Origin of the sequence: Rhizobium sp. BK512 (genome assembly GCF_014194915.1) — a bacterium.
In the GTDB taxonomy this organism is placed as follows: Bacteria; Pseudomonadota; Alphaproteobacteria; order Rhizobiales; family Rhizobiaceae; genus Rhizobium.
Genome location: NZ_JACIAS010000008.1, coordinates 97,246 through 113,433, shown reverse-complemented (window position 1 = coordinate 113,433; position 16,188 = coordinate 97,246). Strand labels below are relative to the sequence as shown.

The following is a 16,188-nucleotide window of genomic DNA, read 5'->3' as shown; positions in this document are numbered from 1 at the left end:
ATAAAATAAAAACAAGGAGATAGAGCATTTCCGTCATTCGAACGAAAACGGCGATGCTCTACAGGAGGCCCCAGTCCACCTCCGAATACCATTCGTCCTCCTGCTTCGGCATCTTCCAGCGCAGCCGTGTGACCTTCTCCATACCGCCATGCCGGAAGGTGGATTCCAGCGCCTTATAGGTCTCGATCGTCCCTGATGCGGCATGGCCCCAGACGAAGACGGTAGGACTGAGGTAGCGGGCGCTGTATTCCGTGGCCGTGCGCCTGATCAGGAAGAAGCCGCCGCGGGCACTGCGCGGCCGCAGATTGTCGTTGCCGTCGCGGGAGGGAGCAGAGAGCGGAAAGATCAGCCGGCCGCCGACTGAGAGATTGCCGATCCAGGGATCGGCAGGCCGGTGGGTCGCGAAATTGACGTAGATCGCATCGGCAGACGATTTCGGCCATTCCAGGCCGTTGCCGCAGACAAGCTCGACATTGCCATAGGGGGCCAGATTGGCGCTCGCGCGAGCGGCAAGCTCCCGGTCGTACTCGATCGCCGTGACATGGCCGCCGCTGCCGACCAGATGCGACAGCATGGCGGTATAATAGCCGCCGCCGGCACCGATATGGCAGGCCGTTTCCCCCGGCTGCGGCGCAAGCCAGTGGAGACCGAGCGCATGTAGCGAGGGGCTGCCATTGTTGACCTGCCGTTCTTCCTGCAGCGCAATGAGGACATCCTGATAGAGGATGACGGGATCGGTTGACGGCATGTCCTGATAGCCAATTCCATTCGCCATGCGCCAGGGCGGCGGGTCCAGGAAATCTTCTCTCGGCACTGTGGCAAAGATCTGCCTCAGCCGCTCGTCGTCAGCAACCCCCATCTTTGCCAGCATCTGGGCGGCATAGGCTTGCCGACAGACCGCCAGGTCAGTTTCTTCCATGCTTGCCTCTCTTCGCGTCCACGCAGGTGCTGTTCCATTCAATGAAATGAATTGGCCTATTCACGCCGCTTAAGCTAATGCGGATCAGAAACAGAACAAAGATGGAAACACCCGATGTCTGCCGATGCAAGCGCCCCCTTGATCAAGAACGAAGACAGTCCACGCGGCTTTGCCTTCGCGCTGACGGCCTATCTTCTTTGGGGCTTTCTGCCGATCTACATGAAGGCGGTCGCGCATATTTCGCCTGCCGAAGTCATTGCCCATCGTATCGTGTGGTCGCTGCCGCTTGCCGGCATCGTGCTTCTGGTGCTCGGACGCACGCAGGATATCAAGGTCGCGCTGCGCTCTCCGCGCATGCTCGCCATGGCAATGATGACCGCGGCACTGATCACGGTGAACTGGGGCACCTATGTCTGGGCGATCGGCGCCGGCCATTCGCTCGATGCGGCCATGGGCTATTTCATCAATCCGCTCTTCAGCATCTTCCTCGGCGCCGTGCTCCTGAAAGAAAAACTGCAGCCGTTGCAGATTGCTGCGATCTGCCTTGCCGGCCTTGCGGTCGTCGTGCTCGCCTTCGACAGCGGCGGCATTCCCTGGGTGGCGCTGACGCTGGCGTTCAGCTGGGGCTTCTATGCCCTGTTTCGCAAGACGCTGCCGCTCGGGCCGAACCAGGGCTTCTTCCTGGAAGTGCTGATCCTCAGCCTGCCCGCCCTGCTCTACATCCTCTACCTGGAATTCGTCAGCGGCGAAGGGCACTTCTACCGCACCGGCTTTAGCGATACCGCCTTGCTGCTCGGCTGCGGACTGATCACCGCCGTACCGCTGATGATCTACGCCAATGGCGCCAAGCTGCTCCGGCTCTCGACCATCGGCATCATGCAGTATATCGCGCCGACGATGATCTTCCTCATCGCCGTCTTCGTCTTCCACGAAGAGATGGATACGGCGCGGATGATTGCCTTCCCGCTGATCTGGGCCGGCCTGTTCTTGTACAGCTGGTCGATGTTGACGACGACGCGCGGACGTTAGAGCCGCGCCCGTTTTCACGCAATTCCGGCCACCTAAGCGTTGCGCAACGTGCGGCTGGAATTGCTTGAGAGACTACATTTTCGAAATCACGTCGTCCTCGCCGTCACGGTCGGCGGCAAGCTCTGCCGCCTGCGCCATGATGGCCGGGATGATGCCCGAGATCTCGTCGATGACCAGCGGCTGCACGCGATGGGCGGTGTGCAGGAAGCCCTCGCCCGTCATGTGGCGCAGAAGCTCCATCATCGGATCCCAGAAGCCGTTGATATTGGCAAAGACCATCGGCTTTTCGTGACGGCCGAGCTGCGCCCAGGTCATGATCTCGACGATCTCTTCCAGAGTGCCGATACCTCCTGGCAGCGCCACGAAAGCATCGGAGCGCTCGAACATCGTGTGTTTGCGCGCATGCATGTCAGGGGTTACAATAAGCTCGTTGAGCTGGCCCAGGGAATGGCGAGTCGCCTCCATGTCGATCAGGAACTCGGGAATGATGCCCGTCACCTGACCACCGTTGGATAGGGTCCCGCTGGCCACAGCACCCATGATGCCCTTTGTGCCGCCGCCGTAGATCAGGCGAAGGCCATATTCCGCGATCTCTTTTCCGAGCGCGCGGCCGGCAGCCATATGGGAAGGATCGCGTCCCGGCCGAGAGCCGCAGTAAACGCAAATGGATCGAATCGATACAGATTGTTCGGTCATAAGGGAAAAACAACTATTCCATTTCAATGCAGTCAAGAAAATTGACTGAAAAGCGACGTCCGGAGCTTGCGTATTTGCTTTGAATGCTTGTGCAAAGCAACGGGAATCGCTAGCAATTTCTGAATACTACGGCAATTTGCCGCCTTTGGAGACGCAATGATGAAAAACCGTGCCGGCTTGCTGGCCCTCGCAGTGCTCGTAATCGCAATCATACTGATGGTGTTTTTCGTCATGCCCCGGCTCGGCTCTGATGTGGCGAAGGTCGGCGACGCGATCAACCAGGCCGGCACCGAGGTCAACAACACGGTTAACGAAGCGTCTAAGACTTCCCGCTCCACCGCCGCTGACGCCGCAGAGGCCGCCCAGAAGATCGGCAGTCTCACCGCCGATGCCGTGCGGTCTCTTTCCGGCCTGAAGGCGCTGTTTGCCGATGGCAAGGTGCCCGCCGCCGATGCGCTTGCAGGCGCCAAGACCGCGACCGTGAGCGCGCTGACCGCGATCGCAGATTTTGCGGCACCGGATGGCCTCGACACCACCACTGCGGGCCTCGTTTCCAGGGCGAAGGACGGTGCCGGCAAGGCGCGCGACATCATCAGGAATCTGCCCGAAAACGCCGCAGATGTGCTGGCTGCCCTTGCCCGGGCCGAAGCGGCGCTCACCGGTGCACCGGAGCCAGCCGGCCAGCCGGCTGCAGCCAATAGCCAGAGTGCTCCGGCAGCGGATGCTGCTTCCAATACCGGCCCGAAAATCCCGGCTTTTGACGTGCTGCGGGTGGAGCCGGACGGTTCGACCGTCATTGCAGGCTCCGCCGAGCCGAATGGCAAGCTGGAGGTGCTCGATGGCGACAAGGTGGTCGTGACGACCGATGTCGACGGCACCGGCGATTTTGCCGCCGTTCTCGACAACCCGCTTCCGGCAGGCGACCACCAGCTCGTGCTGAAGGTAACCGGCAAGGACGGCAAGATCACGCTGTCCGAAGAGGTTGCGACCGTTTCCGTGCCGAAGGACGGCAGCGGCAGCGAGCTTCTCGCCATGGTTTCCAAGCCCGGCACGGCAAGCCGCATCATCACCGCGCCGAAGGCTGAGGTCGCCAGCGCGGCGCCGCCGGCTGTCAGCGACGCATCTGCGGGCAATCCGCCGACGGCCGACAACGCGCAGCCTGCGCCTAATGGCGCTCCGAGCAACCAGGTTGCGATGCAGACGCCGAATATGCCCGCAACATCCGGTGATGCAGGCAATACGGCACTTCCTGTTCCCGGTACTCAGCAGGGTACCGCTGCTGCCGATGTGATGATCACTGCCGTCGAGATCGAAGGCAACAAGATCTTCGTGGCCGGCACGGCGCGCGCCAATGCCAAGGTTATCGGTTACGCCGATGACGCGCTGATCGGGCAGGATACGGCGGAGCCGGATGGTCACTTCGTTATCAGCGGCGCGATGGACCTCCCGGTCGGCGATCACAAGATCCGTGTCGATGTCGTCGATGGCGCGGGCAAGGTCCTCATCCGCGCGACCGTCAATTTCAACCGTCCGGAGGGCGATCAGGTCACCGTTGCCGCGCAGTCCGGCAACAATGCCAATGTCAATCAGGCGACGGTGCCGCTCGACGAGGGCCAGCTCGGCAAGCTCAAGGGCGATGCGACCAAAGCCTTCGGCCTGCTGAAGGGCCTGTTCGCAGATGGCAAGGTGCCGGGAGTCGAGCAGCTTGCGGCAGCCCGCTCGGCCACCGAGTTCGCACTGCGCTCTGTCGTCGACTTCCATCCGGGCATCGATGCGACCGACGCCATCAAGCAGGCATCTTCCTCCGCCTCACATGTTGCGGCGAATGCGCTGACAATGCTGCAGAGCTTGCCGAAGGATGCCAAGTCGGTCGGCGCGGCACTCGACAAGCTCGGCGCGATCATCGCCGAACTGACGGCTCCCGGTGCCAATGTCGCGCCGATGCCCTCAAACGAGGTATCGGACGCCAGCCAACCGAAGACGATCGAGCAGGCACCGCTGACGGCAAACAACAACGCGGTCATCATCCGCCGTGGCGATACGCTCTGGCAGATCTCCCGGCGTACCTACGGCCTTGGCGTGCGCTATACGACGATCTACATCGCCAATGAGGACAAGATCCTCAATCCGGACCGCATCCGTCCTGGCCAGGTCTTCGGCCTCCCGAAGGATGCGCTTCCGAATGCCGAGGAGCTGCATCGCAAGCGGCTCTCGGGCGGACATCTCTAAATCAAAAAACGGCGGCCCATCGGCCGCCGTTTCCGTTAGGGCCGACGCGCAACACCTCGCCTATAAAATCCCTATCAATGTTGTAATCCGCCATCCGGTGGCATATCTCGCGGGGGCGGCGACAGGCCGCGGCGACAGCGGCCCGCCGGGCTGGAGACACGCATGGCAAACGGCAAGACAGTTTCAGACTCCAACCTGTTGGGAACGCTCTACAATCTTTGGCCCTACATGTGGCCGAAGGACAGGCCGGATCTGAGGATGCGGGTCGTCTGGGCTTCGGTCTATCTGCTCATCTCGAAATTCGTACTGCTGCTGGTGCCCTATTTCTTCAAGTGGTCGACCGACGCGCTGAACGGCAGGATGGACCTTCAGGGCACGTTGCCGCCGCTGCTGATCGGCGCGACAGCCCTCGTCATCGCCTATAACCTGACGCGTCTCATCCAGCTCGGCCTCAACCAGCTCAGGGATTCGCTCTTTGCCAGCGTCGGTCAATATGCGGTGCGCCAGCTTGCCTACCGCACCTTCGTGCACATGCACGAGCTTTCCCTGCGCTTCCATCTGGAGCGCAAGACGGGCGGGCTTTCGCGCATCATCGAGCGCGGCACCAAGGGCATCGAAACGATCGTGCGTTTCACGATCCTGAATTCGATCCCGACAGTCATCGAATTCGTGCTGACGGCGGCAATATTCTGGTGGGGCTACGGCTTCTCCTATCTCGCCGTTACCGCCTTTACCGTCTGGGCGTATATCTGGTTCACGATCCGCGCCTCCGACTGGCGTATCTCCATCCGCCGGACGATGAACGAGAGCGATACGGACGCCAATACCAAGGCGATCGACTCCCTCCTCAACTTCGAAACGGTCAAATATTTCGGCAACGAGGAGATGGAGGCCAAGCGCTTCGACAAGTCGATGGAGCGCTACGAGAAGGCTGCGACCGATGTGTGGACCTCGCTCGGCTGGCTGAACTTCGGCCAGGGCGTGATCTTCGGCATCGGCACGACGATCATGCTCGTCCTCTCGGCCTGGTCGGTCCAGCGTGGCGAGCACACGGTCGGCGATTTCGTCTTCATCAATTCCATGCTGCTGCAGCTTTCGGTGCCGCTGAACTTCATCGGCTTCGTCTACCGTGAAATCCGCCAGGGCTTGATCGATATCGAGCAGATGTTCGATCTTCTGGAAGTGAAGGCCGAGGTTCTGGACGCGCCCGGTGCGAAGGCGCTGGCCATCGGCCAGGGCGCCATCTCCTTCAAGGATGTGCATTTCTCCTATGATCCGGCCCGGCCGATCCTGAAAGGCATTTCCTTCGACGTGCCTGCCGGCAAGACGGTTGCCGTCGTCGGCCCTTCGGGCGCCGGTAAATCGACGCTGTCGCGCCTGCTCTATCGTTTCTACGATATCCAGAGCGGTTCCATCACCGTCGACGGGCAGGACATCCGCACCATCACGCAGAAGAGCCTGCGCTCGGTGATCGGCATGGTGCCGCAGGATACGGTTCTGTTCAACGACACCGTTGCCTATAACATCCGCTATGGCCGCCCTTCGGCTGATGAAGCCGAGGTGAAGCAGGCGGCCGAAATCGCACAGATCGGTCATTTCATCGAGATGCTGCCCGAAGGGTTCGAAACCAAGGTCGGTGAGCGCGGACTGAAACTTTCCGGTGGCGAGAAACAGCGCGTGGCAATTGCCCGCACCATCCTGAAGGCTCCGCCGATCCTCATCCTCGACGAGGCGACCTCGGCGCTCGACACGACGACGGAGCGGGAAATCCAGACGGCACTCGATGTCGTTTCCAAGAACCGCACGACGCTGGTCATCGCCCACCGCCTCTCCACCGTGATCGGCGCGGACGAGATCATCGTGTTGAAGAGCGGCGAGATCGCCGAGCGCGGCACGCATGCCGCCCTTCTCGAACAGAACGGCCTCTACGCGTCGATGTGGAACCGCCAGCGCGAGGCGACACAGGCCGAGGAGCATCTCAAGCAGGTTCGCGAGAGCGACGAGCTCGGCATCGTCAACCGGCTGGCGCCGGCAAGCTAGCTGCAGACAGGCGGAACTGTCTGTTTTATTGTTTAGAACCGATGCATCGAAGGCGGCCTGAGATCCGCGCCATTGCTCATCAGGTCGTTTTTCTGTAACCAGCGGATACGAAAAACGACAGGAGACCGGCATTCATGAGCTTGTTCGATACGGTTCGCAACACGATCGTACCGGTGCACAAGGAAGGGTATCCCTTCGTTGCCGCCTTTTTCGTCGCGTCGCTCGTATTGGGCTGGATCTTCAAGCCGCTCTTCTGGATCGGTCTGATCCTGACGCTCTGGTGCGCCTATTTCTTCCGTGACCCGGAGCGCGTCACGCCACAGGACGATGATCTCGTCATTTCGCCTGCCGACGGCAAGGTCTCTTCGATCCAGATGGTCACACCGCCCGCCGAGCTCAATCTCGGCAGTGAGCCGATGCTGCGGATCTCTGTCTTCATGAATGTTTTCAACTGCCATGTGAACCGCGCACCGATGCGCGGCCGCATCGTCAGCATCAATTATCGCCCCGGCACCTTCGTGAATGCCGAACTCGACAAGGCGAGCGAGGAGAACGAACGCAACGGCCTCGTCGTCGAGACCCGCCACGGCCAGATCGGTGTGGTGCAGATCGCCGGTCTCGTTGCGCGGCGCATCCTCTGCTTCTCGCATGTCAACGAACCGGTCGATGCCGGCGAACGTATCGGCCTCATTCGCTTCGGCTCGCGTCTCGACGTATTCCTGCCGGCGGGCGCCGCGCCGCGAGTCTCGCTTGGCCAAACGGCGGTTGCCGGTGAGACGGTCATTGCCGAATTCGCCTCGGCAAAGGGTCCGGTCATCAGCCGCCGCAGCTAATTTTCAGGAGAGCGCGATATGGAGCCACCCTTTCCGCCCTTCGAACCGAATGGCCCGAACGATGATTCGGCCCGCGGGCCGCGTCTGCGTGAGATTCCGATCCGGCTTGTCGTTCCGAACCTCATCACCATCCTTGCCATCTGCGCCGGCCTGACGGGCATCCGGCTTGCCTTTGAAGCTCGTTATGAGCTCGCTGTCGCCATGGTGCTCCTCGCAGCCTTCCTCGACGGCATAGACGGTCGTGTGGCGCGGCTGATGAAGGCCACGTCGAAATTCGGCGCGCAGATGGATTCGCTTGCCGACATCGTCAATTTCGGCGTCGCCCCTGCCCTCGTGGTCTATGTCTATGCGCTCGACCAGGCGCGCTCGCTCGGCTGGATCGCCGCGCTCATCTACACGATCGCCGCCGGCCTCAGGCTGGCGCGCTTCAACGTGATGTCGGAACGCGAGAATCGCGCGGCCTGGCAATCGGAATATTTCGTCGGCGTGCCGGCCCCTGCCGGCGCGATGCTGGTGCTTCTGCCGGTCTATCTCGGTTTTCTCGGCCTCACCGCCGACCGGACCTTCGCGTTCCTCTCCTCGGGCTACACGGTCCTCATCGCCTTCCTGCTCATCAGCCGCCTGCCGGTCTGGTCCGGCAAATCCGAGAGCCGGATGCGGCGCGATCTCGTGCTGCCAGCCATGCTCGGTGTCGTGATCTACGTCGCGATGCTGATGAGCTTCACCTGGGAAGTCATGGTCGTCACCGTCTGTGCCTACCTTGTTTCGCTGCCCTTCGGCGCGCGAAAATGGAAGCGCAAATATGGCACGCTGACCATCGAAGAGCCCGGTATCGGCGAGGACGACATCGGTCGTCATATCTGAGCATTCACTTTATTAAGTAAGCATTAACGAACGTAGGTTTCAGTTAAGCCTCGCGAATTATGGTCCGTGGTTACATTTCCTGATAAGCCGCGCCTCTCTTTTGTCGCTATTTCGGACAAAAGAGCATGATACATAAAATTCTAGGGAAACACGTAAGGAGAGTATCGTGACCTCGAAGAAGTCGGAACAGCAGCAGGCAGCCAAGCCGGATCTCGCCACCAACTACCGCCCGCTCGGCCTCAAGGCCGTGGCCGCGGCCTCGATGATGGCAAAGCCGGCACCGGTCAAGAAGCTCGCCTAAGCGGGCGCGAAGAAACGCACGGGCAGGCGGATACCAGCCGGCCCATAGCGATGCGGAGATGACGTCCGGAGCCCGCCATGCGGCGGGTTTGGCAATAGTGGGTAGCAAGCGACGCGCCACTCGCCGGAACCGGACCAACAGAGATCACCGGATTTTCCACTCAGCGGATAGCGGGTTCAGGTTTCAGAAGAAACTGAGCTGGCCGCTGTCGGGTGCCTTCTTCTGCGGAGGCTTCGGCGCCTTTTCGAGCGGTACCGGATCTTGAAGATCCGGCCCCATATTGGCGACCTTGTTGACCCTGTCGGAAACCGGGATCGCCTCGAAGAAATCCTCCTGAACCGGCCGCATCAGGTCAACGACCGCGCGCGGTTCCTGCGTCTTGCAATCCAGCCAGCGGGCAAAATCCTCCGGTTGGATGACGACCGGCATGCGGTCATGGATCGAGGAGATTGCGCCGTTGGCCCTGGTCGTCAAAATGGCGCCGGTATCGACCTCCGAACCGTCGGCCGAGGACCAGGTTTCCATGAGACCGGCAAAGGCGATGACACCACCTCTGCGTGGCCGGATCCAATAGGCCTGCGCCTTCTCGCCACTCTCCTTCGAAGGGCGATGCCATTCGTAGAAGCCGGAAGTGGGGATCAGGATGCGGCGATGGCGCATGGCGGCACGGAAGGAGGCTTTTCCGATTGCCGTTTCCGAGCGCGCGTTGATCAGCAGCGGAAATTCCTTGGGATTCTTGACCCAGCCCGGCGTGAAGCCCCAGCGCACCAGAAGCGCACGGCGGTCCGGCAGGTTGCTGCCCGGTTCCTGCCCCTCACCTGAGATGACGACGAGGATCGGCTGCGTCGGCGCGATATTGTAGCGCGCCGGAAAGCCTTCCAGCTCGGCAAGGCTGAAAGCTTCGGCGATATCCTTGACCACTTCTGTCAGGGCAAAACGTCCACACATACGGGTTTCTTTCATCGTGCCCGACATCGGTCAAGGCGGTTTGCCCTCAAGCAATTGCGAATGGGACGGCGCTGCACATCTTTCGTGGAAAAGCTTCAGCTGCGCGGTGCAAAAAGGATGATCGCCGTGCCGGCAAGGCAGACCAGCGCGCCGCCGATGTCCCAGCGGTCGGGAATGCGGCCTTCGACCAGCCAGAGCCACAGAAGCGAGGCGACGATATAAATGCCGCCGTAGGCAGCAAAAGTGCGCCCGGCCGCCTCGCTCGGCACGAGCGTCAGCAGCCAGGCGAACAAGGCCAGCGACACCATGCCCGGTGCCAGCCACCAGACAGGCCTTGCCAGGCGCAACCAGGCCCAGAAAGCGAAGCAGCCGGCAATTTCGAAGAGGGCGGCAAGGGCATAGATGAGGTAGGTCAACGGCGTCTCGCAGGAATCGTGACGCCATATTCCACGCAATGTCGACGGTTGCGCAAGGTGCGCCGGCCGTGGGATAAGGCGACATCACAGCAAAGCGTACAAAGCAATGACCTCCCAGGCCAAACCCGCCTCCTCCGCCATCCTAGAACGTGATGGCCGGTTCCTTCTTGTGCTCAGGCGAAATCCGCCTTCGGCCGATATGTATGCCTTTCCCGGTGGACGAGGCGAACCTGGCGAGACGCCCGAGGAGACGGCATTGCGCGAATTTCTCGAAGAGACGGGAATTCAGGCACGAAATCCGCGCCTGTTTTCGACCTATGACCTGAAGACGCATGCGCCCGATGGCAGCATCAACAGCCATTTCTTCCTTTCCGTCTTCCGCGTCGAGGCGGACCGCCACCTGGTGGCCGAAGCCGCTGACGATGCGGCAGCGATCGGCTGGTACAGCGTAGAGGAGATCCGGCGCATGCCGGTACCGCAGAGCGTGCTCGAATGCGCCGAGCGGCTGGCGGCCGGTGAATGAGGCGCACTCGCTAGAATAGAAGTGGAAACTGCCGTATCTGCCTTGTTCCTGTCACGCTCCCTGTATCAACTATGAGCATGATTCCCGTTCGACGCGTTGTCTTGTCATCCCTTGTCTTCGGTGGCCTCGTCTGGGCCGGTACCACAATGGCGCAAGGCGGGGCACAAGGAGGGGCGCAGGGCGGCAAAAACGCGGCTCCGCCGCCAGAGGAGGTCGTGCCGCAGGTTGCGGTCGTACCCTATGACGACAAGCTGGCGCGGCTGGCCGAGGTCCTGGGTTCGGTGCATTATCTGCGCACGCTCTGCAAGGCGCCGGGTGCGGACGAGTGGCGGGCCAACATGCAGCAACTGCTTGATTCTGAAACGAATGGAGAGCCGCAGCGCAAGGAAAAACTGACCGCAGCCTTCAATCGCGGATACCGAGCATTCGCCTCTGTTTACACGGATTGCACGCAAGCGGCCATCGTGGCAGAGGAACGCTACCGTAACGAAGGTGCAACACTCGCCACAGAAATTACTTCGCGCTTTGGAAATTAACGTTTAATTAACCTGTTTTCGCATGCGCACGTGTCGTTTTGGGAAAAGGCTGTTAGTGTTGTTAACGTAGCGGTAAGACATGAGAAGTTCTGAGGAAAAGACAATGGAACCAAGCCTCAACGACATCGACGACATGATCGTCCACGAAAAGATGCAGGCGGCTCTGGAATACCAGAACGAGGCTTGGGCCGACGGCATGGCCGACGGCATCGAGCCTGAAATCATTGCCGATGCTGCAATTGCACATGCACTGCGCGAGACGATCAGATTGCATGGAGAAGGTAGCGCCGAGGCCTTGCTGGACTCGCTGCGTGACCGCATGCTGGCAGGTGAGTTTTCCACCAACAGGACCCTGCAATAAGGGCAATACAGAGAGTTTCATGCGTACCGGTAAAGATATTTCCTCGCGAATTCCGCTCGCGCCGGTCCTGCTCGCCGTCGGCATTGCCGCAGGCAGCATGCTGTCCGCCTCTTCCGCCTACGCACTTTCCGAACTTCAGAAGATCCCGGGCCAACCCGATGCGCCCGCTACGGCGCAGCAGAGCCCACAGCAGCCGGCTGCACCACAGACCGGTTCGCCCGGCATTCCCCAGCCCGATCCGCTCGTCAACAAAGACAGCGGCCAGAGCGTCGACAAGACGCCGGGCGCGTCCGACGCTTCCAAGCCCGTCGAAGTGATCTACGACATCAGCAAGGCACCGGAACCGGTGCGCAAGATGCGCGAACAGATCGTCGAGGCAGCCGCATCAGGCGATCTGGAACGCCTGCGTCCGCTGATGGGGACCGGTGCCGACCAGACACAGGTAACGGTCGGCGAACCCACTGACGATCCGATCGGCACACTGAAGGATCTCTCCGGCGACCCCGATGGCGACGAAATTCTGGCCATCATGCTCGACGTCATCTCGACCGGCTTCGTACATGTCGGCCAGGGCACGCCCGAGGAGATGTACGTCTGGCCCTATTTTGCCGAGAAAGACCTGAAAACGCTGACGCCGCCGGAACGCGTGGAATTGCTGCGCATCGTCACCGCAGGCGATCTCTCTGACATGCAGGAATTCGGCGGCTATAACTTCTATCGCGTCGGCATCGCGCCGGACGGTAAATGGAAGTTCTTCACGGCCGGCGACTGAGGCCAGAGATCCGGGCGTCGATTCCGACGCACTAAGCCCATGAATCTACGCATCAGGCCTCTCGAAAATCAGTTCCGATTTTCAGGCCGATGTGTTGAGCGCTTGCACCCTCCGCTTCAAAGACTTACCTCTGGTCGATCACCAACGCGACAGGTTCCGCCATGCCAGCCGTATTCCTGAAAGACCGCTCGCTCATCGCCATCGGCGGTGCGGAAGCAGAGTCCTTCCTGCAGAATCTGATCACCACCGACATCGTTTCGCTCGGCGCGGACGAGGCGCGGCCCGGCGCATTGCTGACGCCGCAGGGCAAGATCCTGTTCGACTTCATGATCTGGCGCGACGGCGACGGCTTCATCATCGAAACGGATGCGACCCAGCGGGAAGCCCTGCTGAAGCGGCTGACCATGTATCGTCTTCGTGCGCCGGTGACACTGACGCCAGTTGCCGAAGACGGCGTGACCGTTTCCTGGGGCGAGGATGCCAACGATGGCGTTGGGGATAGCCGCTTTGCCAAGGCCAACGTCATCGTTCTGCGTCGTGCCGGTCATCATGGCAGCGATGACGCGGCGCTCTACGACGCGCTGCGAATAGAGCGCGGCATCGTCACGTCAGGTCCGGATTACGCTCTGCAGGACGCCTTCCCGCATGACGTACTGATGGATTTCAACGGCGGCCTCTCCTTCAAGAAGGGCTGCTATGTCGGGCAGGAAGTGGTGTCGCGCATGCACCATCGCGGTACGGCGCGGCGCCGTGTCGTGACTGTTTCGGCAGGTGCCGCACTGCCTGCCAGCGGCACCGAAATCACCGCGAATGGCAAGCCGGTCGGCACACTCGGTTCCGTCGAGGGAACGAGCGGACTGGCGATCGTGCGAATCGACCGCGCCGGCGAAGCCATGGCATCTGGCACGCCGCTGCTTGCCGGCGATATCTCCGTGACACTCAGCCTGCCTTCCTGGTCCGGGCTCAGCTTTCCGACCTCCTCCGACGAGGCCAGCGCGTGACGACTGCGAAGGCTCCGCGTGCCTGGCAACGCATGCTCTCCGGCCGGCGGCTCGATCTGCTCGATCCCTCGCCGCTCGATGTCGAATTGAGCGATATCGCCCATGGACTTGCCCGTGTCGCCCGCTGGAACGGCCAGACGTCGGGCGACCATGCTTTTTCTGTTGCCCAGCACTGCCTGGTCGTCGAGTTCATATTCCGGCATTTCAACGAGGCAACACCCGGCGATTGCCTGATGGCGCTGCTGCATGATGCACCCGAATATGTGATCGGCGATATGATCTCTCCCTTCAAGGCTGTCGTCGGCGGCGGATACAAGACCGTCGAGAAGCGGCTCGAGGCGGCTGTACACTTGCGCTTCGGTCTGCCGCCGCACGCCTCCCGTGAGCTCAAGGACAAGATCAAGAAGGCCGATACGATTGCCGCCTATTTCGAGGCGACTGTCCTTGCCGGCTTCACGCCGGCCGAAGCGCAGAAATTCTTCGGCCAGCCGCGCGGCATCACGCGAGACATGCTCTTGATCGATCCCGTCCCGGCGCTCGAAGCGCAGCGGCTCTTCTGCGAGCGTTTCGCCGAGATCGAGGCGAAGCGGAGTGTCGGCGCGTGACGATGATCGTGGTTTCTCCGCTGGCGCGTATCGGCGAAATGGCCGTGTGGCACAAGGCACGCGAGATGATCAGCCTGATGGCGAAGGAACAGGCCTTTCACCGGCCGGGCGTCATCCAGGCCGACCGGCATCTGCTGCTCAATATGAACGATATTGCCTTCAAGGGCACGGGTGATCTCGTCGCGCCCGACGAAAAGCACGTGCGGGCGATCATCGATTTTGCTGCCGGCTGGCAGCAGGAAGCACCGTTGCTTGTTCATTGCTGGATGGGCGTATCGCGCTCGCCAGCCGCGGCGCTGATAGCGGCTCTCTCGCTCGCGCCGGAGCAGGAGGATATGGCGCTTGCGCGGCGGCTGCGAACCGTCTCGCCCCAAGCGACGCCGAATGCTCGAATCGTCGAAATCGGCGATGCGCTGCTTGACCGGCGCGGCCGGCTCGTCGATGCCGTGAAGGCCATTGGCCGTGGTGCCGAGGCCGACGGCAACGCACCCTTCGTATTGCCCGTCAGGGACAATTCGAACGGTTGACGCACATCGCCCCTGCTCCATCTAGCCCTCGACGAGGCATTCGAGGAGCACCTGATGGAACAACAGGCCACCGACCTTATCATCGCAACCCGCTCGGCACTCGATCAGGCGAGCGCGCTTGCCGTACAATATTCCTTCTCCATCCTCGGGGCGATCATCCTGCTCATCGTCGGGTGGGTGGCGGCGAGCCTGATCAGCCGCTGGGCCTACGAGGGCATCTCGCGCGTGCGCGGCATCGACGAGACGCTCGCCCGTTTCTTCACCAATGTCGTGCGCTACGCGTTGCTGGTGCTGGTCTTTGTCACCGTCCTCGCGCAGTTCGGCGTGCAGACGGCATCGATTATCGCCACTCTCGGCGCCGCCGGCCTTGCCGTCGGCCTGGCGCTGCAGGGCACGCTGCAGAATATCGCGGCTGGGATCATGCTGCTGGTGCTTCGTCCGCTGCGCGTCGGGGAATATATTGAGACAAGCAGTGTCTCGGGAACGGTTCTCGAGATCGGCCTGTTTGCCACGGAACTGAGAACCGGAGACGGTCTCTACCGGCTGGCGCCGAATTCCACGCTCTGGAATACACCGATCACCAATTATAGCCGCCAGCCGACGCGGCAGAACGAAGTGAAGATCAACGTTACCCATCAGGAGGATCTCGATCTCGTCATGGAGACGCTGATGAAACTTGCAACCGCAGACAAGCGCGTCCTCAAGACGCCGGCGCCGAGCGTCTTCATCGATAGTCTCAGCGACAGTGCGGTCAGCGTCACGTTGCGCTACTGGGCATCGACCGGGGACTGGTGGGACCTCAGTCGCGACATGATCAAGCGCGTCAAGCTTGCGTTTGACAAGAAGGGCGAGGCTAGCGACGCTCCGGTAGAGGCTTCGAGCGCTCCCCTTCCCGAACCGGCACCAGAGGAAACGCAGGTCAGGGTTTCGGCCCGCAAGAGGACGCCGAAGGCATCCCCCCAGACGCAGCCATAACTTATTTGATCACCCCGCAGGCGATCCTGTCGCCGGCGCCGCCCGTAGGCTGGGTTCGATAATCGTCGGAATCGGCATGCACCATCAGCGCGCGGCCACGCACGCCGTCTTCCTTGCCGTCGAGCGTGATCATGGTATCGAAGACCTGTGCGCGCAATATGCCGTCCTGGCCGACATACTGGTTCGGCATATCTCCGGCATGCGGTCCCTTGGCGGCCAGGAAACCGTGCTCTGCCTTGGTCGGATTGAAATGGCCCCCGGCCGATTGATGATGCGTTGCGGCATCGCAGCGGCCTGTCTCATGGATGTGGAAACCGACCCACTTGTTGGCCGGCAAGCCGGAGATTTCCGCCTCGATGAAAACGCCGCCATTGGCCGCAGCAGTCAGCGTGGCGCGGCCGGACTCCTTGCCATCAGGGCCGATAAAATTTGCCGTCGCCGTCTGTTTGTCCTGGGCAAAGCCCTGGGACGCCGCTGCAAGTAGACCGAGGCCAGCGATGATGCCTATGATTTTCATCGGGTTTCCTTCCGTTTTGGGCACTATGCCCCAACGCTCACAAAGGGAAGGTGTTCCTGCCCGCCTAAAAGGCAAGAAAAAGCCGGCGCGCGGCCG

At 61.3% G+C, this 16,188-nt stretch carries 18 protein-coding genes and 1 pseudogene; 14 read left to right on the top strand and 5 right to left on the bottom strand.

The window, feature by feature from the left end; genetic code table 11:
- Nucleotides 1–58: 58 nt before the first annotated feature.
- Entirely contained in the window at nt 59–919 is an 861-nt protein-coding gene (locus tag FHX06_RS26320; RefSeq protein WP_183881374.1) for a protein-L-isoaspartate O-methyltransferase family protein, read from the bottom strand.
- A gap of 114 nt (nt 920–1,033) precedes the next feature.
- On the opposite strand from FHX06_RS26320, the gene rarD reads away from it, so the two are divergent.
- Complete coding sequence (gene rarD / locus FHX06_RS26315; protein WP_112967978.1) at nt 1,034–1,948, top strand: EamA family transporter RarD; 915 nt, start codon at nt 1,034–1,036, stop codon at nt 1,946–1,948.
- A 72-nt stretch (nt 1,949–2,020) separates the two neighbouring features.
- On the opposite strand, the gene FHX06_RS26310 is transcribed toward rarD, so the two are convergent.
- A complete protein-coding gene (locus FHX06_RS26310; protein ID WP_029616531.1) occupies nt 2,021–2,644 on the bottom strand; it encodes a TIGR00730 family Rossman fold protein in 624 nt (207 codons plus the stop codon).
- A gap of 156 nt (nt 2,645–2,800) precedes the next feature.
- On the opposite strand from FHX06_RS26310, the gene FHX06_RS26305 reads away from it, so the two are divergent.
- The 5 genes and pseudogenes from FHX06_RS26305 (at nt 2,801) to FHX06_RS36085 (ending at nt 8,911) form a co-directional block, all read left to right on the top strand.
- Complete coding sequence (locus FHX06_RS26305; RefSeq protein WP_113212439.1) at nt 2,801–4,873, top strand: LysM peptidoglycan-binding domain-containing protein; 2,073 nt, start codon at nt 2,801–2,803, stop codon at nt 4,871–4,873.
- 162 nt (nt 4,874–5,035) lie between these two features.
- Nucleotides 5,036–6,913, top strand: coding sequence for an ABCB family ABC transporter ATP-binding protein/permease (locus tag FHX06_RS26300; RefSeq protein ID WP_018115571.1), 1,878 nt, complete (start codon nt 5,036–5,038; stop codon nt 6,911–6,913).
- Between the two features lie 131 nt (nt 6,914–7,044).
- A pseudogene (locus FHX06_RS26295) lies at nt 7,045–7,746 on the top strand (phosphatidylserine decarboxylase); the annotation flags it as partial.
- An 18-nt stretch (nt 7,747–7,764) separates the two neighbouring features.
- Nucleotides 7,765–8,610 (top strand): CDP-diacylglycerol--serine O-phosphatidyltransferase, encoded by an 846-nt coding sequence (gene pssA / locus FHX06_RS26290; RefSeq protein ID WP_018115573.1) that lies wholly within the window; start codon nt 7,765–7,767, stop codon nt 8,608–8,610.
- Nucleotides 8,611–8,776: 166 nt separating this feature from the next.
- Nucleotides 8,777–8,911 (top strand): hypothetical protein, encoded by a 135-nt coding sequence (locus FHX06_RS36085; RefSeq protein ID WP_018115574.1) that lies wholly within the window; start codon nt 8,777–8,779, stop codon nt 8,909–8,911.
- Nucleotides 8,912–9,094: 183 nt separating this feature from the next.
- On the opposite strand, the gene FHX06_RS26285 is transcribed toward FHX06_RS36085, so the two are convergent.
- A complete protein-coding gene (locus FHX06_RS26285; protein WP_112968104.1) occupies nt 9,095–9,859 on the bottom strand; it encodes an SOS response-associated peptidase in 765 nt (254 codons plus the stop codon).
- 95 nt (nt 9,860–9,954) lie between these two features.
- Nucleotides 9,955–10,275 carry a YnfA family protein gene (locus FHX06_RS26280; protein WP_113208482.1) on the bottom strand — a complete coding sequence of 107 codons (321 nt, stop codon included), beginning with the start codon at nt 10,273–10,275 and terminating at the stop codon, nt 9,955–9,957.
- Nucleotides 10,276–10,381: 106 nt separating this feature from the next.
- Between FHX06_RS26280 and FHX06_RS26275 the strand changes: the two genes are divergently transcribed.
- From FHX06_RS26275 to FHX06_RS26240, 8 genes are all read left to right on the top strand, one after another.
- Nucleotides 10,382–10,798: an NUDIX hydrolase gene (locus tag FHX06_RS26275; RefSeq protein ID WP_007820182.1), complete on the top strand. Its 417-nt coding sequence runs from the start codon at nt 10,382–10,384 to the stop codon at nt 10,796–10,798.
- A 77-nt stretch (nt 10,799–10,875) separates the two neighbouring features.
- A complete protein-coding gene (locus FHX06_RS26270) occupies nt 10,876–11,334 on the top strand; it encodes a TIGR02301 family protein (protein ID WP_113212438.1) in 459 nt (152 codons plus the stop codon).
- 103 nt (nt 11,335–11,437) lie between these two features.
- Complete coding sequence (locus FHX06_RS26265; protein ID WP_018115578.1) at nt 11,438–11,695, top strand: hypothetical protein; 258 nt, start codon at nt 11,438–11,440, stop codon at nt 11,693–11,695.
- 19 nt (nt 11,696–11,714) lie between these two features.
- The gene (locus tag FHX06_RS26260) at nt 11,715–12,467 is read left to right on the top strand and encodes a hypothetical protein (protein ID WP_018115579.1); all 753 of its coding nucleotides are present in this window, start codon (nt 11,715–11,717) and stop codon (nt 12,465–12,467) included.
- 161 nt (nt 12,468–12,628) lie between these two features.
- Nucleotides 12,629–13,468, top strand: a complete 840-nt coding sequence (locus FHX06_RS26255; RefSeq protein ID WP_049800926.1) for a YgfZ/GcvT domain-containing protein — start codon at nt 12,629–12,631, stop codon at nt 13,466–13,468.
- On the top strand, nt 13,465–14,073 hold the full coding sequence (locus tag FHX06_RS26250) for a YfbR-like 5'-deoxynucleotidase (protein ID WP_018115581.1): 609 nt from the start codon (nt 13,465–13,467) through the stop codon (nt 14,071–14,073). The genes FHX06_RS26255 and FHX06_RS26250 overlap by 4 nt, the downstream gene beginning before the upstream one ends.
- Nucleotides 14,070–14,600, top strand: coding sequence for a tyrosine phosphatase family protein (locus FHX06_RS26245; RefSeq protein WP_018115582.1), 531 nt, complete (start codon nt 14,070–14,072; stop codon nt 14,598–14,600). The genes FHX06_RS26250 and FHX06_RS26245 overlap by 4 nt, the downstream gene beginning before the upstream one ends.
- Before the next feature lie 54 nt (nt 14,601–14,654).
- Nucleotides 14,655–15,575, top strand: a complete 921-nt coding sequence (locus FHX06_RS26240) for a mechanosensitive ion channel family protein (RefSeq protein ID WP_018115583.1) — start codon at nt 14,655–14,657, stop codon at nt 15,573–15,575.
- A 1-nt stretch (nt 15,576) separates the two neighbouring features.
- Here the strand turns inward: FHX06_RS26240 and FHX06_RS26235 are convergent, their stop codons facing one another.
- Nucleotides 15,577–16,092: a superoxide dismutase family protein gene (locus tag FHX06_RS26235; RefSeq protein WP_018115584.1), complete on the bottom strand. Its 516-nt coding sequence runs from the start codon at nt 16,090–16,092 to the stop codon at nt 15,577–15,579.
- Nucleotides 16,093–16,188 lie beyond the last annotated feature (96 nt).